This window comes from Agromyces litoreus (assembly GCF_040496015.1).
GTDB classification, from domain to species: Bacteria; Actinomycetota; Actinomycetes; order Actinomycetales; family Microbacteriaceae; genus Agromyces; species Agromyces litoreus.
Genome location: NZ_JBEPKA010000003.1, coordinates 97,576 through 118,624 on the forward strand (window position 1 = coordinate 97,576; position 21,049 = coordinate 118,624).

23 protein-coding genes are annotated in these 21,049 nt (G+C 72.4%); 19 read left to right on the top strand and 4 right to left on the bottom strand.

Annotation, left to right across the window (positions count from 1 at the left end; genetic code table 11):
* Nucleotides 1-55 precede the first annotated feature (55 nt).
* Both purB and ABME01_RS03480 read right to left on the bottom strand, forming a co-directional pair.
* On the bottom strand, nucleotides 56-1,441 hold the full coding sequence (gene purB / locus ABME01_RS03475; protein ID WP_353826961.1) for an adenylosuccinate lyase: 1,386 nt from the start codon (nucleotides 1,439-1,441) through the stop codon (nucleotides 56-58).
* Nucleotides 1,438-1,965, bottom strand: a complete 528-nt coding sequence (locus ABME01_RS03480; protein WP_353826962.1) for a low molecular weight protein-tyrosine-phosphatase — start codon at nucleotides 1,963-1,965, stop codon at nucleotides 1,438-1,440. The genes purB and ABME01_RS03480 overlap by 4 nt, the downstream gene beginning before the upstream one ends.
* A gap of 69 nt (nucleotides 1,966-2,034) precedes the next feature.
* Between ABME01_RS03480 and ABME01_RS03485 the strand changes: the two genes are divergently transcribed.
* The 3 genes from ABME01_RS03485 to ABME01_RS03495 all read left to right on the top strand — a co-directional run bounded on the left by ABME01_RS03485 (nucleotide 2,035) and on the right by ABME01_RS03495 (nucleotide 4,890).
* Nucleotides 2,035-2,955: an aminoglycoside phosphotransferase family protein gene (locus tag ABME01_RS03485; RefSeq protein ID WP_353826963.1), complete on the top strand. Its 921-nt coding sequence runs from the start codon at nucleotides 2,035-2,037 to the stop codon at nucleotides 2,953-2,955.
* 97 nt (nucleotides 2,956-3,052) lie between these two features.
* A complete protein-coding gene (locus ABME01_RS03490; RefSeq protein WP_353826964.1) occupies nucleotides 3,053-3,412 on the top strand; it encodes a hypothetical protein in 360 nt (119 codons plus the stop codon).
* Nucleotides 3,400-4,890 (top strand): alpha/beta fold hydrolase, encoded by a 1,491-nt coding sequence (locus ABME01_RS03495; protein ID WP_353826965.1) that lies wholly within the window; start codon nucleotides 3,400-3,402, stop codon nucleotides 4,888-4,890. The genes ABME01_RS03490 and ABME01_RS03495 overlap by 13 nt, the downstream gene beginning before the upstream one ends.
* A 4-nt stretch (nucleotides 4,891-4,894) precedes the next feature.
* Here ABME01_RS03495 and ABME01_RS03500 read toward each other — a convergent pair whose 3' ends face one another.
* Nucleotides 4,895-5,278: a phage holin family protein gene (locus tag ABME01_RS03500; RefSeq protein ID WP_353826966.1), complete on the bottom strand. Its 384-nt coding sequence runs from the start codon at nucleotides 5,276-5,278 to the stop codon at nucleotides 4,895-4,897.
* A 52-nt stretch (nucleotides 5,279-5,330) separates the two neighbouring features.
* Between ABME01_RS03500 and ABME01_RS03505 the strand changes: the two genes are divergently transcribed.
* The 4 genes from ABME01_RS03505 to ABME01_RS03520 are packed head-to-tail and all read left to right on the top strand — an operon-like array spanning nucleotide 5,331 to nucleotide 10,071.
* A complete protein-coding gene (locus ABME01_RS03505) occupies nucleotides 5,331-6,413 on the top strand; it encodes a histidinol-phosphate transaminase (RefSeq protein WP_353826967.1) in 1,083 nt (360 codons plus the stop codon).
* Between the two features lie 43 nt (nucleotides 6,414-6,456).
* The gene (locus ABME01_RS03510; protein WP_353826968.1) at nucleotides 6,457-7,590 is read left to right on the top strand and encodes a thiamine pyrophosphate-dependent dehydrogenase E1 component subunit alpha; all 1,134 of its coding nucleotides are present in this window, start codon (nucleotides 6,457-6,459) and stop codon (nucleotides 7,588-7,590) included.
* Between the two features lie 59 nt (nucleotides 7,591-7,649).
* Nucleotides 7,650-8,615 carry an alpha-ketoacid dehydrogenase subunit beta gene (locus ABME01_RS03515; protein WP_436407394.1) on the top strand — a complete coding sequence of 322 codons (966 nt, stop codon included), beginning with the start codon at nucleotides 7,650-7,652 and terminating at the stop codon, nucleotides 8,613-8,615.
* Nucleotides 8,616-8,670: 55 nt separating this feature from the next.
* Nucleotides 8,671-10,071 carry a dihydrolipoamide acetyltransferase family protein gene (locus ABME01_RS03520; protein WP_353826970.1) on the top strand — a complete coding sequence of 467 codons (1,401 nt, stop codon included), beginning with the start codon at nucleotides 8,671-8,673 and terminating at the stop codon, nucleotides 10,069-10,071.
* Nucleotides 10,072-10,089: 18 nt separating this feature from the next.
* Here the strand turns inward: ABME01_RS03520 and ABME01_RS03525 are convergent, their stop codons facing one another.
* Nucleotides 10,090-10,587: a GNAT family N-acetyltransferase gene (locus ABME01_RS03525; protein ID WP_353826971.1), complete on the bottom strand. Its 498-nt coding sequence runs from the start codon at nucleotides 10,585-10,587 to the stop codon at nucleotides 10,090-10,092.
* A 122-nt stretch (nucleotides 10,588-10,709) separates the two neighbouring features.
* On the opposite strand from ABME01_RS03525, the gene ABME01_RS03530 reads away from it, so the two are divergent.
* The 12 genes from ABME01_RS03530 to rpsN all read left to right on the top strand — a co-directional run bounded on the left by ABME01_RS03530 (nucleotide 10,710) and on the right by rpsN (nucleotide 20,987).
* Nucleotides 10,710-11,768, top strand: a complete 1,059-nt coding sequence (locus tag ABME01_RS03530) for a metal ABC transporter substrate-binding protein (protein WP_353826972.1) — start codon at nucleotides 10,710-10,712, stop codon at nucleotides 11,766-11,768.
* A gap of 4 nt (nucleotides 11,769-11,772) precedes the next feature.
* Entirely contained in the window at nucleotides 11,773-12,540 is a 768-nt protein-coding gene (locus ABME01_RS03535; RefSeq protein ID WP_353826973.1) for a metal ABC transporter ATP-binding protein, read from the top strand.
* 37 nt (nucleotides 12,541-12,577) lie between these two features.
* The gene (locus tag ABME01_RS03540) at nucleotides 12,578-13,453 is read left to right on the top strand and encodes a metal ABC transporter permease (RefSeq protein ID WP_353826974.1); all 876 of its coding nucleotides are present in this window, start codon (nucleotides 12,578-12,580) and stop codon (nucleotides 13,451-13,453) included.
* The gene (locus ABME01_RS03545) at nucleotides 13,453-14,295 is read left to right on the top strand and encodes a metal ABC transporter permease (protein ID WP_353826975.1); all 843 of its coding nucleotides are present in this window, start codon (nucleotides 13,453-13,455) and stop codon (nucleotides 14,293-14,295) included. The genes ABME01_RS03540 and ABME01_RS03545 overlap by 1 nt, the downstream gene beginning before the upstream one ends.
* Nucleotides 14,292-14,696 carry a Fur family transcriptional regulator gene (locus ABME01_RS03550; RefSeq protein ID WP_353826976.1) on the top strand — a complete coding sequence of 135 codons (405 nt, stop codon included), beginning with the start codon at nucleotides 14,292-14,294 and terminating at the stop codon, nucleotides 14,694-14,696. The genes ABME01_RS03545 and ABME01_RS03550 overlap by 4 nt, the downstream gene beginning before the upstream one ends.
* Nucleotides 14,697-15,071: 375 nt before the next feature.
* Complete coding sequence (locus tag ABME01_RS03555; protein WP_353826977.1) at nucleotides 15,072-16,529, top strand: quaternary amine ABC transporter ATP-binding protein; 1,458 nt, start codon at nucleotides 15,072-15,074, stop codon at nucleotides 16,527-16,529.
* Nucleotides 16,526-17,497 carry an ABC transporter permease gene (locus ABME01_RS03560; protein ID WP_353826978.1) on the top strand — a complete coding sequence of 324 codons (972 nt, stop codon included), beginning with the start codon at nucleotides 16,526-16,528 and terminating at the stop codon, nucleotides 17,495-17,497. Before ABME01_RS03555 ends, ABME01_RS03560 begins: the two co-directional genes overlap by 4 nt.
* A 154-nt stretch (nucleotides 17,498-17,651) precedes the next feature.
* Nucleotides 17,652-18,554: a glycine betaine ABC transporter substrate-binding protein gene (locus ABME01_RS03565; RefSeq protein WP_353826979.1), complete on the top strand. Its 903-nt coding sequence runs from the start codon at nucleotides 17,652-17,654 to the stop codon at nucleotides 18,552-18,554.
* Nucleotides 18,555-18,722: 168 nt separating this feature from the next.
* On the top strand, nucleotides 18,723-20,090 hold the full coding sequence (gad, locus tag ABME01_RS03570) for a glutamate decarboxylase (RefSeq protein WP_353826980.1): 1,368 nt from the start codon (nucleotides 18,723-18,725) through the stop codon (nucleotides 20,088-20,090).
* Between the two features lie 184 nt (nucleotides 20,091-20,274).
* Entirely contained in the window at nucleotides 20,275-20,511 is a 237-nt protein-coding gene (rpmB, locus tag ABME01_RS03575) for a 50S ribosomal protein L28 (protein ID WP_136708936.1), read from the top strand.
* Nucleotides 20,511-20,678 carry a 50S ribosomal protein L33 gene (gene rpmG / locus ABME01_RS03580; protein ID WP_021760158.1) on the top strand — a complete coding sequence of 56 codons (168 nt, stop codon included), beginning with the start codon at nucleotides 20,511-20,513 and terminating at the stop codon, nucleotides 20,676-20,678. The genes rpmB and rpmG overlap by 1 nt, the downstream gene beginning before the upstream one ends.
* A gap of 3 nt (nucleotides 20,679-20,681) precedes the next feature.
* Nucleotides 20,682-20,987, top strand: coding sequence for a 30S ribosomal protein S14 (gene rpsN / locus ABME01_RS03585; RefSeq protein ID WP_353826981.1), 306 nt, complete (start codon nucleotides 20,682-20,684; stop codon nucleotides 20,985-20,987).
* Nucleotides 20,988-21,049: the final 62 nt, after the last annotated feature.

Sequence of the window (21,049 nt, forward strand, 5' to 3'; positions counted from 1 at the left end):
GGCTCGCTATGGATCGCCTATGGGCGACGGGCGCGTCGGCGACCGGATCCGGCGCTCACGCCTCGATGCGGTCGACCAGCCCGTCGGCGAGGCCCGTGTAGGTCGCGGGCGTGAGCGCGAGGAGGCGCTGCTTGGCCTCGTCCGGGATCTCGAGGGCCTGCACGAAGTCCGCGAGCTCGGCCGAGCCCACGCGCTTGCCGCGCGTGAGCTCCTTGAGCAGCGCGTACGGGTCGGCGATCGACGAGCGGCCCGCGGCGACCTCGGCGCGGATGACCGTCTGGATCGCCTCGCCGAGCACCTCCCAGTTGCCGTCGAGGTCGGCCAGGAGCAGGTCGCGGTCGAGATCGATCTCGCCGAGCCCGCGCAGGATGTTGTCGAGCGCGAGCAGCGAGTGGCCGAAGCCCACCCCGATGTTGCGCTGCGAGCTCGAGTCGGTGAGGTCGCGCTGGAGGCGGCTGGTCACCAGGGTCGCGGCGAGCGAGTCGAGCACCGCCGAGGAGAGCTCCAGGTTCGCCTCGGCGTTCTCGAAGCGGATCGGGTTGACCTTGTGCGGCATGGTCGACGACCCCGTCGCCCCGGCGGCCGGGATCTGGCGGAAGTAGCCCAGTGAGATGTAGGTCCAGATGTCGGTCGCGAGGTTGTGCAGCACGCGGTTCGCATGCGAGATCCTGCCGTACAGCTCGGCCTGCCAGTCGTGCGACTCGATCTGCGTGGTGAGCGGATTCCAGCTGAGCCCGAGCGACTCGACGAACTCGCGAGACACCGTGGGCCAGTCGACGTCGGGCGCCGCCACGACGTGGGCCGAGAACGTGCCGGTCGCACCCGAGAACTTGCCGAGGTACTCGGTCGCCTCGACCTGGCGCAGGATGCGCTCGAGGCGGTGGGCCGTGACCGCGAGCTCCTTGCCCATCGTGGTGGGCGTCGCCGGCTGCCCGTGCGTGCGCGAGAGCATGGCGGCGTCGCGGTGCTCCTGCGCCAGGCCGATCAGCTTCGCGATGACCGCCCGGTACTTCGGCAGCCACACCTGCGCGACGGCGTCGCGGACCGTGAGGGCGTACGACAGGTTGTTGATGTCCTCGCTGGTGCAGGCGAAGTGGGTGAGCTCGGCGAGCTCCGACAGGCCGAGTTCGTCGAGCTTGCCGCGGACGTAGTACTCGACCGCCTTCACGTCGTGGCGCGTGGTGGCCTCGAACCGCGCGAGCTCGTCGATGTCGGCCTGGCCGAACCCGGTGACGACCTCGCGCAGCGCCTGCTTCGCGTCATCCGCCAGCGGGGTCGTGCCGAAGAAGCCGCGGTCGGTCTGCGCGATGAGCCACTCGACTTCGACGTGCACGCGTGCCCGGTTCAGGCCCGCCTCGGAGAGGTGCTCGCCGAGATCGCCCACGGCGGCGCGATAGCGCCCGTCGAGCGGGCTGAGCGGCTGGGGAGGCAGCGAGGTCATCGGTTTCCTTGTCTGAGAGCGGGAGCGAGTTGCCGGAAGAGGGCCGACGTCGACCGCTCTATCATCCCAAGAACCCGGTCGAAGGTCGCATCGTCGCTGTAGTACGGGTCGGGCACGTCCTGCAGCGCCGCGAGCTCGGCGTCGAACTCCAGCAGCAGCCGCACCTTGTGCGCATCGACCGGCGTGCGCGCCCAATTGCGGAGCACGCGCGTCTGGCCGCGGTCGAATGCGACGACCAGGTCGAGCCGTTCGAAGTCGCCCGGGTCGAACTGGCGGGCCCGGTGCCGGCTCCCGTCGTAGCCTCCGCGCTCCAAGGCCGCCAGCGTGCGGTGGTCGGCCTGCTCCCCCACGTGCCAGTCGCCGGTCGCCGCGGACTCGATGCTCAAGCGGTCGCCGAGCCCCGCCTGGTCGGCGAGCGAGCGCAGCACGACCTCCGCCATCGGTGACCGGCAGATGTTGCCGGTGCAGACGAACGAGACCCGGAAGCGCTGCGCGGACTCCCCCTCGGGTTCCGCTGGCGTCATGGAACCCTATTCTGGACCGAGTCCGCCCCGGGGAACAGAGCGGGATCGGGTGCGGGTATCGGAGGGACGATGCAGGGGGATGCGCCGGAGGCCGACGTGACCGTCGACGCGGCGCTCGTCGAACGGCTGGTGGCGGCGCAGCACCCGGCCTACCTCGGCCCGGTGCGCCCCGTCGCGTCCGGCTGGGACAACGTGATCCTCCGGCTCGGCGAGCGCTGGGCGGTGCGGATGCCGCGGCGCGCGCCGGGCGACCGGCTCGTCCGCGCCGAGCAGCGCTGGCTGCCCGTGGTCGCCGGCTCGCTGCCCGACGGCGTCGCGGCGCCGGTGCCGGTGGCCGCCGGCGTGCCCGGCGAGGGCTACCCCTACGCGTGGAGCATCACGCCGTGGTTCGACGGCGAGCCGGCGGCATCCCTCGACCCCGCAGAACGGGTCGGCCTCGCCGATCCGCTCGCCGACGTGCTCGTCTCGCTCGGTCGTCCGGCACCCGCGGGTGCGCCCGCGAACCCGTATCGCGGCGTGCCGCTCGCGCACCGCGACGAGGTCGTCGCCGAGCGGCTCGCGTCGGGCCGTATCGAGCGGATCGTCCCCACGGATGCCGCGGCGCTCGGCGAGGTCTGGCGCGATGCGCTCCGGGCGCGCCCGTGGCCCGGCCCGGCGGTGTGGGTGCACGGCGACCCGCACCCGGGCAACCTGCTCGTGGCCCGCGGCCCCGACGGCGCCGCGCGACTGGCCGCGATGCTCGACTTCGGCGACCTCACCTCGGGCGACCCCGCCACCGACCTCGCCGCGGCGTGGCTCGTCTTCGATGCGGCCGGGCGCGCGCGCTTCCGGCGGAGGGTGGAGCGGCTGCGCGCGACGGACGGCGCGGACTGGGACCGGGCGCGCGGATGGGCCCTCGCGATGGCCTCGGCGATCGTCGACACGATCGGCGTCGGCGGACCGATCGGCCGGGTCGGCGCGCACGCGCTCGAGCAGGTGCTCCTCGACTGAGGAGGTCGACTCCTCCACACCGCGGGAGCTCCAGGAGCCCTCCCCCGGTCGCCGCAGGCCGCCGAGGGCCCGGCCGCGTGCCGTCGACCATGCTCGGGTGGATGCCGCCGACCCGTTCTCACTCCAGTTGGCCGCCGTGACCGCCGCGCGTCGCCGGGAGGCGCTCTGGTCGGAGCTCATGGCCCTGCGCACGCTGCGGCGCGAGCTCCAGGCCGCCCGCCCGGGCCTGTTCCGAGCATGGATCGACGGATGGCGCGCTCCGTCGGCGGTCCTGTACGGCGATCGGATGGGCGAGCTGTCGGCGATGCTCGACCGGGTCGAGGGCGAGCTCGAGCTCGCGGAGTTCGGGATCGACGCCGAGTGCGACCGCCTGGCCGCCGAGGAGGCGGTGGCCCGGCGGGCCGCGACACCGGACCACGCGGTCACGGCGACGGGGCGGGCCCCGTGGTCGAGCTGAGCGTCTCCGACGGTGGCACGGTCGCCGTCGAGACGGACGCACTGCGGCGGGAGTCCGCGCGGGTGGTCGGCGCGGCGCACCTGCTCGCAGGATGGGCCGCACGGGTCGGCGCCCTGCACGAGCGGACCGGCTTCGACCCCGCCGGTCCGGGCGAGCTGGCACCGCCCGCGGTGCGCGCACTGCTCGATTCGGCCCGCGGGCGGCTCGCCGTCGCCGCCATGCTGGCCGAGGTGCTGGGCGACTCGCTCGCCGCCTCGGCGGCCGACTACGAGCGCGCCGACCACCTGGCCGAGACCGGGCGTCGCGTCGCCGCGTTCGCGTTCGGGCTCTCGGCGCCACCGCTGGCGTTCGCGGCGGCATCGGGCATCGCCGTGGCCGCCGGCCCGTCGATGATCGCCTCCGGCGTCCTCTCGCTCACCGACGGTGGCGCCGGCGTCGAGCGGCGGTGGCGTCGCCTGCTGGAGGGGGTCGGCCTGCCCCTGCTCTCGGATCCGGCGTTCGTCGCCGTCGTGCGCGCGGTCGCCGATCATGCCGACGAGTTCGCCGGGGGCCTGCGCGCGGATCCGTCGGCGCTCATCGTCGGCGATGCGCTCGAGGCACCCGAGAACGCGCACCTCATGCTCGGCGCGGCCGCCGCACTCGGCACGATCTGGCGGATGCCGGTGCCGCACGAGACGCCGGTGCGGGTCGACCGGGTCAGGCCGCCGGGGGCCCGCGACGGGCAGTCGAGCGAGGCGGCGGCCGCGCCGCGCGGCATCGGCGGCCTGGCCGAGCGCATCCCGACCGGCGGGACGACGGCCCCGAACGTCCGGATCGAGCGCTACGGCGCGCTCGGCGACGCCCGATGGGTCGTGTACGTCGGCGGCACCCGGGACTTCGGGATGGTGCCCGCGGACCAGCCCGTCGACATGTCGTCGAACCTGCACGGCGTCGCCGCGGCATCCTCGATCCCCGCACCCGCGGCGACCTCGGGTGCCGACCGACTCGTCCGTGACGCGATGGCACAGGCCGGCGTGGCCGCGGGCGAGCCCGTCGTCGTGATCGGCCACTCGGCCGGCGGCATCGTCGCGGCGAACCTCGCCGCCGAGCCGGAGGCGGGCGTGGTCGCCGCCGTCAGCCTCGGCGGCCCGGCCCAGCAGGTCGACACGGGCCGCACCCCGGTGCTCGCCGTCGCCCACGCGGAGGACCTGGTGCCGGCGACCGGCGGGTCCGGTTTCGCCTGCGCCCAGCGCATCGACGTCGGGCGCCGCCTCGGCGACGTCGCGCCGAGCGCAGCCGAGCCGATCCCGGCGCACGCGCTGCGCGCGTACCGCGAGACCGCCGACCTGATCGACGAGTCCGACGATCCCCGGCTGGCCGGGTTCCGCGACATCCTCGACGACGTCACGCGCGGCGAGCCGGCGGAGGTCACGTTCTGGCGCGGCAGGCGAACGCCCGCGGCGGAAACCGCCGCGGGCGCCGGCGGGGGCGTCCCGTGAGTCGTCAGTCGGTCGCCGGACGGACCACCAGGCCGATGAGCCAGCTGATGAAGCCCAGGACCAGCGCGCCGAGCACGCCCCACCAGAACCCGTCGACCTCGAGGCCGAAGCCCATCAGGCCGCTGATCCAATCGACGAGCAGCAGCAGGAGCCCGTTGACGATGAACGAGAGCAGGCCGAGGGTGAGCACGTAGAGCGGGAACGCCACGATGCGGATGAACGTGCCGAGCGTCGCGTTCACGATGCCGAAGATGAACGCGATGAGCAGGTACGTGAGCACCGTGGCGAGGTCCGTGTCCTCGTAGGGGACGACCCGGACGCCGGACACGAGGAGCGTCGTGAGCCACAGCGCGAACGCCGAGACGATGACCTTCAGCAGGAAACGCATGCCCCCACTATGGCAGCGGGAGCCCCGAGGGCGAAGGGGTACGGTGGAAGCCGTGACCGCATCGGAGCCCACGACCGCGCAGGTGCGCCTGCGCGCCGACATCGCCGCCCTCCCGCCGTATCGACAGGGGCGTCCCGCCCCGGCGGACGGCTTCAAGCTCTCGAGCAACGAGAACCCGTGGCCGCCGGTGGAGGGGGTCGAGCGGTCCATCGCCGCCGCGGTGACCGAGGTCAACCGCTACCCCGACGCCACTGCGCTCGTGCTGCGCGAGCGGCTCGCCGAGATCTACCGGGTCTCCGTCGAGGAGGTGCTCGTCGGCGCGGGCTCGGTGTCGCTGCTCGCCCAGTTCATCCTCGCCGCGTGCGAGCCCGGCGACGAGGTGGTCTACTCCTGGCGGTCGTTCGAGGCCTATCCCGGTCTCGTGACCGTCGCGGGAGCGTCGAGCGTGCAGGTGCCGAACCGGCCCGACCACGGCCACGACCTCGACGCCATGGCCGACGCGGTCACCGACCTCACGCGCGTGATCATCGTGTGCTCCCCCAACAACCCGACCGGCGTCGCGGTGACCGCCGACGAGTTCGCCCGGTTCATGGACCGCATCCCGGCCGACCGGCTGGTGCTGCTCGACGAGGCCTACGCCGAGTTCGTGCGCGACGAGGCGGCGGTCGACGGCAGCACGTTGATCGGGCGGTATCCGAACCTCGTGGTCCTGCGGACCTTCTCCAAGGCCTACGGACTCGCGGGCGTGCGCGTGGGCTACGCGATCGGTCCCGTGCCCATCCTCGACGCGGCGCGGGCGACCGCCATCCCCCTGTCCGTCACCGCGCTCGCGACGGCCGGCGCGCTCGCCGCGCTCGAACCGGCGCACGAGGCCGAGCTGATGGAGCGCGTCGACGCGCTCGCCCGGCGGCGCGAGGCGCTGCGCGAGGCGCTCATCGACCACGGCTGGGCCGTGCCGGCCGCGCAGGGCAACTTCGTCTGGCTGCCGACCGGTGATCGGACGGTCGAGGTCGCGGAGCGGCTCTTCGAGGCGGGCATCGTGGCGCGCGCCTTCCCCGGCGACGGCATCCGCGTGTCCGTGGGCGAGCACGAGTCTGTCGAGGTGCTCCTAACGGTTCTGAAGGGTCTTGTCTGACCTCCACAAGATTGGGCCCGGAGCGAGCGGGTACCGTGGAACGGTGGCACCCCCCTCACGTGACTTCACCGCTCCGACGGTCCAGCTCCTGACGCCGGAGGGCGATCTGCGTCCGAGCGCGGAGGCGGAGGCCTACCTGCCGCTCGTCGAGGCGCTGCCCGACGCCGACCTCGAGCGCTTCTACCGCGACATGGCGGTCTCGCGCCGCATCGACGTGACCGGGGCGAACCTGCAGCGGCAGGGCCAGCTCGCGCTCTGGGTGCCGAGTTCGGGCCAGGAGGCGGCCCAGGTCGGCTCGGCGCGCGCCGCGCGCGCGCAGGACCACATCTTCCCCTCGTATCGCGAGCACGTCGTCGGCATGATCCGCGGCCTCGACCCGGTGGACATCATCCGCCTCCTCAAGGGCGTGACGCTCGGCGGGTGGAACCCCGAGGAGAACGGCAACTTCCACCTCTACACGCTGGTCCTCGCGTCGCAGACCCTGCACGCGACGGGCTACGCGATGGGGCTGCAGTTCGACGGGGCGACCGCGACGGGCGACGCCGAGTCGGATGCCGCGGTCCTCGTCTACTACGGCGACGGCTCGACCTCGCAGGGCGACGCGAACGAGGCGCTCGTGTTCGCCTCGAGCTACCGGACCCCGCAGGTCTTCTTCGTGCAGAACAACCAGTGGGCGATCTCGGTGCCGGTCTCGCGTCAGTCGCGCAGCCCGCTCTCGCTGCGCGGCGGCGGCTTCGGCATGCCCGGCATCCGCGTCGACGGCAACGACGTGCTCGCCAGCTACGCGGTCACCCGCCAGGCCATGGAGGACGCACGTGCCGGCGAGGGACCCTCGCTGATCGAGGCGGTCACCTACCGCCTGGGCGCGCACACGACGGCCGACGACCCGACGAAGTACCGCACCGATGAGGAGGTCGCGTACTGGACGGCGCGCGATCCGATCGTGCGGTTCCGCACGTGGCTCGAGGGCCGCGGGGCATCCGAGTCGTTCTTCGCCGGTGTCGACGAGGAGGCGGCCGACCTCGCCGCCGACGTCCGCGCGCGTGCGCTCGAGATCACGGCTCCCCCGCGGAGCGAGATCTTCGAGCACGTCTACCACGAGGCCCATCCGCTCATGGAGGCGCAGGCGAAGTGGCAGGCGGAGTACGAGGAGTCGTTCGAGGGAGGCGCGGCATGACGGTCGAGACGGTCGCCGGTGCGCCGGCCGAGGCGAGCGAGCTGCGCGGGGTGCACACGATGTCGATGGCGAAGGCCATCAACGCCGGGCTTCGCGACGCGCTGCGCGCCGACCCCAAGGTGCTGCTCATGGGCGAGGACATCGGCGCGCTCGGCGGCGTGTTCCGCGTGACCGAGGGGCTCCTGGCCGAGTTCGGCGACCGGCGGGTGCTCGACTCGCCCCTGGCGGAGTCCGGCATCGTCGGCACCGCGATCGGCATGGCGATGCGCGGCTACCGCCCGGTCCTGGAGATCCAGTTCGACGGCTTCATCTTCCCGGCGTTCGACCAGATCACGACCCAGCTCGCGCGCATGAACCTGCGCCACGCCGGCGCCACGCCGATGCCGGTGGTCATCCGGGTGCCCTACGGCGGGCACATCGGCTCGATCGAGCACCACCAGGAGAGCCCGGAGGCGTACTTCGCGCACACCCCCGGCCTTCGCGTGGTCAGTCCGTCGAGTCCGCACGACGCGTACTGGATGATCCAGGAGGCGATCGCGTCCGACGACCCCGTGCTCTTCTTCGAGCCGAAGAGCCGGTACTGGCCGAAGGGGCCGGTCGACCACGACCACGCCGGCCTCCCCCTGCACGCGAGCCGGGTCGTCCGCCGCGGCGACGACGTGACGCTCGTCGGGCACGGCGCGATGGTCGCGACGCTCCTGCAGGCCGCCGACATCGCGGCCGAGGAGGGGCGGAGCCTCGAGGTGATCGACCTGCGATCGATCTCCCCCATCGACTTCGGACCGATCGTCGACTCGGTGCAGCGCACCGGCCGCCTCGTGGTCGCGCAGGAGGCCTACGGCTTCGTGAGCGTCGGCTCCGAGATCGCGGCGACGGTCGCCGAGCGCGCCTTCTACTCGCTCGAGGCGCCCGTGCTGCGCGTCTCGGCGTTCGACACCCCGTTCCCGCCGGCCGCGCTCGAGAGCGAGTACCTGCCCAGTGCGGACCGCGTGCTCGAGGCCGTGGACCGATCGCTGTCCTATTGACCCGCCGGTCGCACCGACCCGGCACCGACGTCCGATCCGATCCCCGAGGAGCACGATGAGCGAGATCCGGTTCCCCCTGCCCGACGTGGGCGAGGGCCTCACCGAGGCCGAGATCGTGCAGTGGCGCGTCGCCCCGGGCGACCGCGTCGCACTGGACCAGGTCTTCGTGGAGATCGAGACGGCGAAGTCGCTCGTCGAGCTGCCGAGCGCCTACGAGGGCACGGTCACGGAGCTCCTCGTCGAGGAGGGGAAGACGGTCGACGTCGGGACGCCGATCCTCGTGATCCGGACGGATGCCGCAGCCGGCATGTCCGAAGGCGGCACCGCCCCGGCCGCACCCGCCGAGGCTGCCTCGGACGCCTCCACCGCGCCGGCCGCCGACGAGGGCGGAGCCGTGCTGGTGGGGCGGGGCACGACCGAGCCCGCACGCAGCCGACGCCGCCGGCACCCGAGTCCCGGCGGCGCGCACGAGAACCTCGCTCCCCCGCCGCCGGCACCCGCTCCGGCTCCCGCCCCGCCCGCGCCGTCCGCGGAGCCGGCGGCCGCCGTCTCCGCCGCCGACGCCAAGCGCCAGCCGGAACGCACGGACGACGGCGTGCCCGTGATCGCGAAGCCGCCCATCCGCAAGCTCGCCAAGGACCTCGGCGTGGACCTCTCGCGGGTGACGCCCACCGGCGCCATCGGCGAGGTGACGCGCGACGACGTCATCCGCGAGGCGAGCCAGGCGAGCGTCTTCCGCAACATCCAGACCCCCGAACTGCCGGCCGATCGCGAGACGCGGATCCCGGTCAAGGGCGTGCGGAAGGTGATCGCGCAGACCATGGTGCAGAGTGCATACTCCGCGCCGCATGTATCGGTCTTCGTGGATGTCGACGCGACCCGGACGATGGAGTTCGTGAAGCGCCTGAAGGCCTCCCCCGACTTCGCCGGGGTGAAGGTCTCGCCGTTGCTCATCATGGCGAAGGCGATGGTCTGGGCCGCTCGACGCAATCCGACGGTGAACGCGCAGTGGACCGACGACGAGATCATCGTCAAGCACTACGTGAACCTCGGCTTCGCGGCGGCGACCCCGCGCGGGCTGATCGTGCCGAACGTCAAGGAGGCGCAGGCCATGTCGATGGTCGAGCTCGCGACGGCGCTCGAACAGCTCACCCTGACCGCGCGCGAGGGGAAGACGCAGCCCTCCGAGATGCAGGGCGGCACGATCACGGTGACGAACATCGGCGTGTTCGGGATGGACACCGGGACCCCGATCCTGAACACGGGCGAGGTCGCCATCGTGGCCATGGGCACGATCAAGCAGAAGCCGTGGGTCGTCGACGGGGAGGTGCGCCCGCGCTACGTCACGACGATCGGCGGGTCGTTCGACCACCGCGTCGTGGACGGCGACGTGGCGAGCCGGTTCCTCGCCGACGTCGCGTCGATCATGGAGGAGCCGGCGCTGCTGCTCGACTGAGGCGGTGTCGCGGTCGGCTCAGAGCCGGATCTCGAGGACGACCCGATCGGCTGCGCGCGCGACCTCGACGAGGCCGGCGGACTCGAGCACCCGACGTGCCGGGAGGTTGGCGATCTCGCATTCGGCGCGGGCGATCTCGACGTCGGCGTCGCGGAGGACGAGCAGCGCCGCCTCGACCACGTGGTGCGAGAGCCCCTCGCCGCGCACCGCGGGAACGAGGCCGAACGCGAACTCGACGGCGCCGCGCTCGTCGGGCGGTCCGAACAGGTTGACGCCCCCGATCGCCGCGCCCTCCTCCGAGCCGTGGCCCAGGCGTCGCACCAGGTAGGGGCCGAACGGGGCCGGGTCGCCCTCGCGCCGCACCGTGCGAACGTACTGGTCGAGGAGGTCGGGCTCGTCGGTGAACGAGTACCCGCCCTCCCACCCATCCAGGGGGTCGACGTCGCCGTCGAGCAGGCGCTCGGCGTCGGCGAGGGTGAACGGGTGCAACGCGATAGGGCTCGTGGCAGTCTCCACGGCTGACACTCTCGCATGGACGACCGACGAACGACAGCCCCTTCTCCACACGACGTCATCGTGCAACGGCGCGGCTCCAGATGGTTTTGACAATCATTATCAATAACGCGTACGCTCGAGTCATGCCCAGCAGCCCCGTCGCCCGTCACGCCCGCCGCGCACTCGCGATCCTCGGCGCAACGGCGACCGTCGCGGCACTGGCCGGCTGCGCGTCGTCGACCGGCGCAGCCGAGCGCGACGGCGTGCAGGTCGTCGCGACGACCACGCAGGTCGCCGACCTGGCGCGCGAGGTCGCGGGGGAGTCGGCCGAGGTGACCGGGCTCCTGCAGCCCGGCCAGAGCGCCCACTCGTTCGACCCGTCGGCCGCCCAGCTGCTGGCGCTGGCGTCGGCCGACGCGCTCGTGATCAACGGCGCCGGCCTCGAGTCGTGGATCGACGACGCCGTCGCGGCGTCCGGCTTCGACGGCGTGCTCGTCGACTCGAGCACGGGCATCGTGCTCGAGTCCACCGACGACGACCACGGGCACGACCACGACGAGGTGCACGCCGACGCCGAGGCCGCAGGCGACGACAGAACCGGTGGCGAAGACGACCACGGCCACGCCGAGGGCAACCCGCACATCTGGACCGACCCCGCGCTCGCGGAGCGCATGGTCGCCACGATCGCGGCCGGACTCGCGGACGTCCCGGGCATCGACGCGCCGGCGATCGAGGCCAACGCCGCGGCCTACACGGCGGAGCTCGAGGCGCTCGACGCGTGGATCGACGAGAACGTGGACCGGGTCCCGGTGGAGGACCGCCTGCTGGTGACCAACCACGACGCGTTCACCTACTTCATCCACGCCTACGACCTGACCTTCGTCGGCAGCGTCATCCCGAGCTTCGACGACAACGCCGAGCCGAGCGCGGCCGAGATCGACGACCTCGTCGCCGCGATCCGCGAGACCGGCGTCCGCGCGGTCTTCTCGGAGGCCTCGATCTCACCGAAGGCGGCGGAGACCATCGCCGAGGAGTCGGGCGTCGCGGTCTACTCGGGTGAGGACGCCCTCTACGGCGACTCGCTCGGGCAGCCCGGCAGCGAGGGGGAGACCTACCTCGGCAGCCAGGTGCACAACGTGCGGCTGATCCTGGAGTCGTGGGGCATCGAGCCTTCCCCGCTCCCGGCCGCGCTGGAAGGATGAGCGCATGAGCGACGCCGAACCCGTCCTGCTCCTGCGGGAGGCCGCGTTCCGGCACCCGGGTGGTGCGGGCGTCTCCGGGCTCCGCCTCGGCGTCGCCCCCGGCGAGGCCGTGGCCGTGATCGGCCCGAACGGCGCCGGGAAGTCGACGCTCCTGCGGGGCATCCTCGGGCTGGTCCCACTCGTCGACGGGGAGATGCGCATCGGTGGAGCCGATCATGCCGCCGACGGCATGGTCGGGTTCCTTCCGCAGTCGGCGGAGCTCGATCCCGAGTTCCCGATCAGCCTCGAGCAGGTCGTCATGCAGGGTCGGTACCGGCGCCTGGGGCTCCTGCGGTGGCCCGGCCGGCACGATCGCGAGCTGGTGGCACGCGCGCTCGAGACCGTCGGGCTCGCCGACCTCGCGGGCCGTCGCTTCGGCGAGCTCTCGGGCGGGCAGCGACAGCGCGGCCTGCTCGCGCGCGCGCTCGCCTCGGAGCCTGCGCTGCTCCTGCTCGACGAGCCGTTCAACGGGCTCGACCAGGTCAACCGCGACGCGCTGCTGGCCACCATCCGTGCGCTCAAGGCGCAGGGCGTGGCGATCGTCGTCTCGACGCACGACCTCGAACTCGCGCGGGCCGTGTGCGACGCGGTGCTCCTCGTCAACGGCGGCCAGGTCGGCTGCGGTCCGGTCGACGAGGTGCTGACGCTGGAGAACGTGCAGCGCTGCTTCGAGGGCATGGGCGTCGAGATCGACGAGCACACCGTCGTCGTGCCCGACCACGAGGGGCATTGATGCCGCATCCGGCATGCGAGCGGGGGAGTGGGGCGCGATGAGCCTCGGGGATGCCCTCTTCGGCGCGTTCGCCCTCCCGTTCATGTCGCGCGCGCTCGTGGTGCTGCTCGTGCTCGCGGTGGTCGCGGCGGTGGTCGGCGTCCTCGTCAACCTGCGCGGGCTCGAGTTCGTCAGCGACGGGCTCACGCACGCGGTGTTCCCCGGCCTCGCCATCGGCCTCGCGGTCGGCGGCACCGCGGGCCTCCTGCCCGGCGCGGCCGTGGCGGCGCTGGCCGGGGCGGTCCTGCTCACGCTCTTCCTGCGGGTCGGCGTGACCTCGGACGCGGCGGTGGCCGTCGTCCTGACCGCGACCTTCAGCGTCGGCGTGATCGTCGTGTCGCGGAGCGAGGACTACGCGGGCGAGCTCGAGGCGCTGCTGTTCGGGCGCGTGCTCACGATCGCGCCCGCCGACGTCGTGCCGCTCGTCCTGGTCTCCCTGCTCGCCGCGGCCGCGATCGGGATCACCCTCAAGCAGCAGCTCTTCCGCGCGTTCGACGCGCAGGGCAGCCGAGCGGCCGGTGACCGGGGGCTCGTGCTCGACCTCGTGCTGAACGGCGCGATCGCGCTCGTCGTCGTGGCCGGCGCGAGCACGGTCGGCACGCTCCTCGTGCTGGCCCTGCTCATCGTTCCCGGTGCCTCGGCGCGGCTCGCGACCGACCGGCTCTGGCTCCTCTTCCCGGTCGCGGCGGTCGTCGCCGGACTCAGCTCCTGGCTCGGCCTCGCCGTCGGGTTCGGCGCGTCGGTGGGCGCGGGCGTCGACCTCCCCGCCGGCGCGACGGTCGTGGGCGTGTTCGTCGCGGCCTACGCGCTGATGCTGGCGTTCCGACTGGTGCGGGACCGGATGGCGCGGCCGGTCCGGGCGGGGGAGCGCTGATGGGGTACTTCGAGCGCGCCCTGGTCGCGGCGATCGTGATCGGCGCCGGCGCCGGCTTCGTGGGCGCCCTCGTCGTCCTCCGCCGCCGCACGTTCTTCGCCCAGGCGCTCACGCACGCGACGTACCCGGGCGCCGTCGCGGCGGCGGCGCTCGGCGTCAGTGTGCCGCTCGGCGCGGCCGCGGCATCCGTCGCCATCGTCGCGGTGATGGCGGGCGTCGCGCGGGTCCGACGACAGGGGGCGCAGGTCGCCGCGGGCATCGTGCTGACGGCGGGCTTCGCGGCGGGGGCGATCATGCAGGCCGTGATCCCGGGGCTCCCGGTGCGTCCGGAGTCGCTGCTCGTCGGCTCGATCCTGACCGTGAGCGATGCCGACATCGCGCTGGCCGCCGCCGTGCTGGTGCTCGCCGTCGTGCTCGTGGCCGCGTTCGGACCGCGCATCGCCTTCTCGACCTTCGACCCGCAGGGGTTCCGAGCCGCGGGCTTCCGCGAATGGCCCGTCGAACTGCTGGTGCTGGCGCTCACCGCGGCATCCGTGGTCAGCTCGCTGCCGGCCGTCGGCGCCATCCTCGCGATCGCGCTGATCGCCGCCCCGGCCGCGGCGGCGAGGGCGGTCGTGCCGACCTACCGCGGGGTGCTGCTGGCGGCACCCGTGATCGGCGCCGCATCCGGGGTGATCGGCGTGCTCGTCTCCCGGGTCGCCGCCGTCGCGGCGGGCCCGGCGATCGCGCTCGCCGCCGCCGGCTTCCTCGTCGTCGCGCTGCTCGGCTCGCGGGTGCGGCGGCTACCCTCGAGGCGGGCTCCCATTCCGGTGGAGACCGCGGAGGACGCACGGATCGCATGAAACGGAACACCTGGCAGCGCGAGGCGGTGCGCGAGGCCCTCGACGACACCGAGGGGTTCATCAGCGCGCAGGCGCTGCACTCGGCGCTGCACGCGAGCGGCTCGCCCATCGGCCTCGCCACGGTCTACCGCGCACTCGGCGACCTCGCGGCCAGCGGCGACGCCGACTGCCTCCAGTCTCCCGAGGGCGAATCGATCTACCGGGCGTGCAGCACCGGCCACCACCACCACCTCATCTGCCGCAACTGCGGCCTCACCGTCGAGATCGCGGCCGATGAGGTCGAGGCGTGGGCGCAGCGGGTGGCGGGAGAGCACGGCTTCACCGCGGCGGCGCACGTCGTCGACGTGTTCGGCCTCTGCGCCGAGTGCTCGCGCGAGGCCGGGTCGGCGCCGCTCGGGTGACGCGCCCGGGCGACACGTCCGGCCGAACGGTGAATCGCCTGATCACACGGATTTCACACCGGCGGATTTGAACTCGGTGCGACGGGGTGGATACCGTACTCGACGGTCCTCGTGGACCAAACCGCCCAGTCCGCGCCCGCGGCGCCACGATCGAATCCATCGTGCCGTCGAGGTCGTACGGTTCCTCGCGTGGTATTCGGCCCGGATGGCCGGATGCGCTGGACCCGGCGCTCGCCAGGCAGCACAGCACCGCCCAGGCTCGAGCCCGTCTCCCGGATCGCAGGAACCCGGCCGTGACCTACGAGCGCGCTCGCGCCCGCCGGAGCACCGCACCGTCGCCCGGCGCTGGGAGCGCGCATCGGAGTGCCTTCACACATGCTCGAACCGTCCGTCACCCCCGCGGCCGGCGCCGCGACCGCCCAGGTCGTGTCGCCGCCCGGCACCCCGTCCGACCCCGCCGCCGCGCACGCCGAAGCGGCCGCCCGGCGCGCGACGCCCGCGCTCGAGGTCCGCGGCCTCACCAGGTTCTTCGGCCGCCGGTCCGGCGAGGCCCTGCAGCGCCTCGCCGACGGCGCGACCCGCGAGGAGATCGCCCACCTCGGGACCGCGGCCGTCGTCGACGCGGAGTTCGACGTCCGTCGCGGCGAGATCTTCGTCGTCATGGGCCTGTCCGGCTCCGGCAAGTCGACGCTGATCCGCATGCTCAACGGCCTGCTCGAGCCCTCCGCCGGCTCGGTCACCGTCATGGGCGAGCCGATCACCGGCGTGCCGCCGAAGCGGCTCCGCTCGATCCGGCGCGACCACGTCTCGATGGTCTTCCAGCACTTCGCCCTGCTGCCGCACCGCACGGTGCTCGACAACGCCGCGTACGGCCTCGAGATCCAGGGCGTTCCCGCCGAGGAGCGCCGCGAGCGCGCCGGCCGCGTGCTCGAGCGCGTCGGCCTCGGCGGCTGGGGCGACAAGATGCCCCGCGAGCTCTCCGGCGGCATGCAGCAGCGCGTCGGCCTCGCCCGCGCCCTCGCCGCGGACACCGACATCCTGCTCATGGACGAGGCCTTCTCGGCGCTCGACCCGCTCATCCGCCGCGAGATGCAGGAGCAGCTCGTCGAGCTGCAGCAGGAGCTCGGCAAGACCATCGTCTTCATCACGCACGACCTGAACGAGGCCATGTTCCTCGGCGACCGCATCGCCGTGATGCGCGACGGTCGCATCGTGCAGAACGGCACCGCCGAGGAGATCCTCACGGACCCCGCCGACGACTACGTCGCGCAGTTCGTGCAGGACGTCGACCGGGCCCGCGTGCTCACGGCCGGCAACGTCATGGAGGCGCCGCGCGCGCTCGTCTCGTCCTCCGCAGGCCCGCGTGCGGCGCTGCGCACCATGCGCGACCTGCAGACCTCGACCGTGTTCGTCGTCGCGCCCGGCCGCCGCCTGCTCGGCGTGGCGCATGACCGCGAGGTGCTCCGCCTCGTGCAGCGGGGCGAGCGGACCCTCGAGCCCGCGATCCGCGACGACATCGCGACCGTCGGCCCGGACGTGCCCCTGGCGGAGCTCCTCGGCAGCGCCGTCGAGCACGAGCTGCCGCTCGCCGTCGTCGACGACCGGCACCGCCTGCTCGGTGCCGTGCCGCGCGTCACGCTCCTGGCCGCGCTCGGCAACGTGCCCGCCGCCACCGGCGAGCTCCCGGCGATCACGCCGCCGGCGACCGTGCCGATCGACGTGATCACCGAGACGCTGCGCTCGACGGAGGAGGCCGAGTCCGAGCCGGCGCCGGGCCTGGAGGAGGCGCTCGCCGCCGACACGGAGCCCGCGATCGAGGGGAGCCGCGCATGAACGAGTTCCGACTTCCGCTCGGCGAGATCGTCGAGGGCGCGATCGACATCCTGACCGAGGCGCTCGACGGCCTCTTCGCCGTGATCCGCGCGATCTTCGCCGGGTTCTACGACCTCGTCGACCTCGTGCTGTCGACGCCGCCGTTCTGGGCCGTGATCCTCGTGATCGCCGCGCTGGCCTGGTTCGCCAAGGGCTGGAAGCTCGCCATCGGCACCCTCCTCGGGATGCTCGTCATCGTCGGCGTCGACCAGTGGGACAACGCGATGGACACGCTCGCGCTCGTGCTCGTCTCCAGCGCGATCGCCGTCGTGATCGCCATCCCGCTCGGCATCCTCGCCGCCCGCAACGACGTCGCGAGCCGCATCATCCGGCCGATCCTCGACTTCATGCAGACGATGCCGGCCTTCGTGTACCTGATCCCGGCGCTCATCCTGTTCCGGGTCGGCGTCGTGCCGGGCATCGTCGCGACCATCGTGTTCGCGATGGCCCCCGGCGTGCGCCTCACCGAGCTCGGCATCCGCGGCGTCGACCGCGAGGTGGTCGAGGCGGGCCAGGCGTTCGGTTCGTCGCCGTGGCGCATCCTCCGCCAGATCCAGCTGCCGCTCGCGATGCCGAGCATCATGGCCGGCGTCAACCAGGTCATCATGCTCTCGCTCTCCATGGTCGTCATCGCCGGCATGGTCGGCGCCGGGGGCCTCGGCGGCGAGGTCGTGCAGTCGCTGACGCGCATCGACGTGGGCCTCGGCTTCGAGGCGGGCCTGTCGGTCGTGATCCTCGCGATCGTGCTCGACCGCATCACGGGCGCGTTCGGCTCGGGCCGCCGCCGCGTGCTGCCGCGACTGCGCCGTGCGGATGCCTCGGATGACACGATCACGGATGCCTCGAAGGCGACCGACCTCGCCGAGACCGACGACTCCGGCCTCGCGCTGAATCACTCGGGCGTGAAGTCGCCCGTCGGCTCCAAGTAACCAGACCATCCGGTCACCGCCGCGTCGTACGTCGACGGCGGCGACCGGCATGCCCCGGAGGCGGCGGACGCCGACTCCGGGACCCCCGCGCGGACCTCGCGCGGAGCCCGACGCCCGTGCCTCAGCACACGGGAGGAAAGGAAACACCCTGCACATGACCAAGCGTCACCTGCTCTCCACCCTCGCCCTCGGCGGCGCCGCGGCGCTCGCGCTCACCGGCTGCACCGCCGGCGGCGCCGACGCCGAGGCCGAGACCGTCGCCAACGGCGACCGGAAGGATCTCACCATCGCCGTGTTCAACGGCTGGGACGAGGGCATCGCCGCGAGCGAGCTCTGGAAGGCCGTGCTCGAGGAGCAGGGCTACGACGTCGAGCTCGAGTACGCCGACGTCGCGCCCGTCTACTCGGGCCTGTCCACCGACGACTACGACGTGGTCCTCGACACCTGGCTGCCCATCACCCACCAGGACTACATCGACGAGTACGGCGACGACCTCGTCGACCTCGGCGCCTGGAACGAGGACGCCAAGCTCACCATCGCGGTGAACGAGGACGCCCCGGTCGACTCGCTCGCCGACCTCGCCGCGAACGCGGACGCGTTCGACAACCGACTCGTCGGCATCGAGCCGGGCTCGGGCCTGAACCGCGTGACGACCGAGAGCGTCATCCCGAACTACGGCCTCGAGGGCATGGACTACCTGACCTCGTCGACCCCGGCGATGCTCGCGGAGCTCACCGCGGCCACCGACGCCGACGAGAACATCGCGGTCACGCTGTGGCGTCCGCACTGGGCGTACGACGCGTTCCCGATCAAGGACCTCGAGGACCCCGAGGGCCAGCTCGGCGACGCGGAGGGCATCCACTCGTTCGGCGGCAAGAGCTTCGAGGAGAACTTCCCGACGCTCTCCGGCTGGCTCCAGGGCTTCGAGATGGACAGCGAGCTGCTGTACTCCCTCGAGAACGCGATGTTCAACGAGAACGACTCGGACGACTACGCGCCGATCGTCGAGCAGTGGATCTCCGAGAACCAGGAGTACGTCGACTCCCTGACCTCCTGATCCCCGCATCGATCAGCACGGATGCCGCGGCGCCCTCGGGCCCGCGGCATCCGTCGTCTCCGCGGCGCCGCCGCGCGGGGCGTCCAACGTCCCTTGAGGCGCCGGTGGGCCCGCACTAGCGTTCGCAGCGGGCGCGGGGGCGCCCGTTCCGACGCGATGGAGGGGACCATGGCGCACGACGACGCACTCACGCCCACGTTCACGCGAGCCGGCGAGTCGACGACCGCGAGGTACACGACGATGCCGGACGGCGTGATGCTGCCGGAGACGGCGTACCGCATCGTCCGCGACGAGACCATGCTCGACGGCAACGCGCGGCTCAACCTCGCGACGTTCGTCACCACGTGGATGGACGACCACGCCGATCGGCTCTACCGCGACGCGTTCGACAAGAACATGATCGACAAGGACGAGTACCCGGCGACCGCGGCGATCGAGGAGTACTGCTGGCGGATCCTCGCCGACCTCTGGAACGCGCCGGACCGCTCCGACGTGATCGGCACCTCGACCATCGGGTCTTCCGAGGCGTGCATGCTCGGCGGCCTCGCCCTGAAGCGGCGCTGGCAGCACGCGCGCCGCGCCGCCGGCGAGTCGACCGAGACGCCGAACCTCGTCATGAGCTCGGCGGTGCAGGTGTGCTGGGAGAAGTTCTGCAACTACTTCGACGTCGAGATGCGCTTCATCCCGACGACCGAGGAGCACCCGATGATGGACGGCACGGGGCTCGAGGACGTGGTCGACGAGCACACGATCGGGGTCGTGGCGTTGATGGGCGTCACGTACACGGGGGCCTACGAGCCCGTGACCGAGATCGCAGCGAAGCTCGACGAGATCGAGGCCTCGACCGGGCTCGACGTGCCGATCCACGTCGACGGGGCCTCGGGGGCGATGATCGCGCCGTTCCTCCAGCCCTCGCTCGAATGGGACTTCCGGGTGCCCCGCGTGCACTCGATCAACACCTCCGGCCACAAGTACGGGCTGGTCTACCCCGGCGTCGGATGGGTGGTGTGGCGCAACACCGCCGCCCTGCCCGAGGACCTCGTCTTCAAGGTCAGCTACCTGGGCGGCGAGATGCCCACCTTCGCGATCAACTTCTCGCGACCGGGTGCGCAGGTCCTGCTGCAGTACTACCGCTTCCTCCGGCTCGGGCGCACCGGCTACACCGAGATCCAGCAGGCCTCGCAGAACGTCGCCCGCTACCTCTCGCACGGGGTCTCGAAGATCGGCGCCTTCGAGCTCATCACCGACGGCAGCGACATCCCGGTCTTCGCCTGGCGGCTCAAGCCGGGCCACACCGACAAGTGGACGCTCTACCACCTGTCCGAGCGGCTTCGCGTGAAGGGATGGCTCGTCCCCGCCTATCCGCTCTCGGGAGAACTGTCCGGCCAGACCGTCATGCGCATCGTGTGCCGGAACGGGCTGAGCCGCGACCTCGCCGAGGACCTGCTCACGGACATCCGCATCGAGACGGACTTCCTCGAATCCCTCACCGAGCCGATGCCCCACCCCGGGATCGGAGAGACGTTCCACCACTGAGGGCCCGATCGCGGATTTCGGGCACTCCGGCGCGGTCTGGTAGGCTCTCCCTTTGGCTGGGCGCTTCCACCGCCCGGACCGTGGATGAATCCCCCTGTATCTACCGCGCGAGCGGAGGGGCTCGTCTGCAGACAAGAGACCTTGGGAGGGGCCGTCCGGCCCCTCGGTATTGGAGGAAAGACCAATGGCAGCAGTGTGCCAGGTGACCGGAGCCGTCCCCGGCTTCGGCCACAACATCTCGCACTCGCACCGCCGGACGAAGCGCCGCTTCGACCCGAACGTGCAGAAGAAGACCTACTACGTGCCGTCGCTGCGTCGTAACGTCACCCTGAACGTGTCCGCCAAGGGCATCAAGGTGATCGACGCCCGCGGCATCGAGGCCGTCGTCAAGGACATCCAGGCACGTGGGGTGAAGCTCTAATGGCGAAGCAGCAGGACATCCGTCCCATCATCAAGCTCCGTTCGACGGCCGGCACCGGGTACACCTACGTGACCCGCAAGAACCGTCGCAACAACCCCGACCGTCTCGTGCTCAAGAAGTACGACCCCGTGGTGCGCAAGCACGTCGACTTCCGAGAGGAGCGCTAAGACATGGCCAAGAAGAGCAAGATCGCGCGCAACGAGCAGCGCAAGGTGATCGTCGATCGCTACGCCGCGAAGCGCGCCGAGCTGAAGAAGACCCTGGTCGACCCGAACGCGACCGACGAGGCCCGTGAGGCCGCCCGCGTCGGCCTGCAGAAGCTGCCGCGCAACGCGTCGCCCGTGCGCGTGCGCTCGCGCGACGCCATCGACGGCCGCCCCCGCGGCGTGCTGACGAAGTTCGGCATCTCGCGTGTCCGCTTCCGCGACATGGCGCACCGTGGCGAGCTGCCCGGCATCACCAAGTCGAGCTGGTAGGCCACGAGCCTTCCCGAGAGGGGCGTCCCGGTCATCCGGGGCGCCCCTCTCGCATGCGGCGG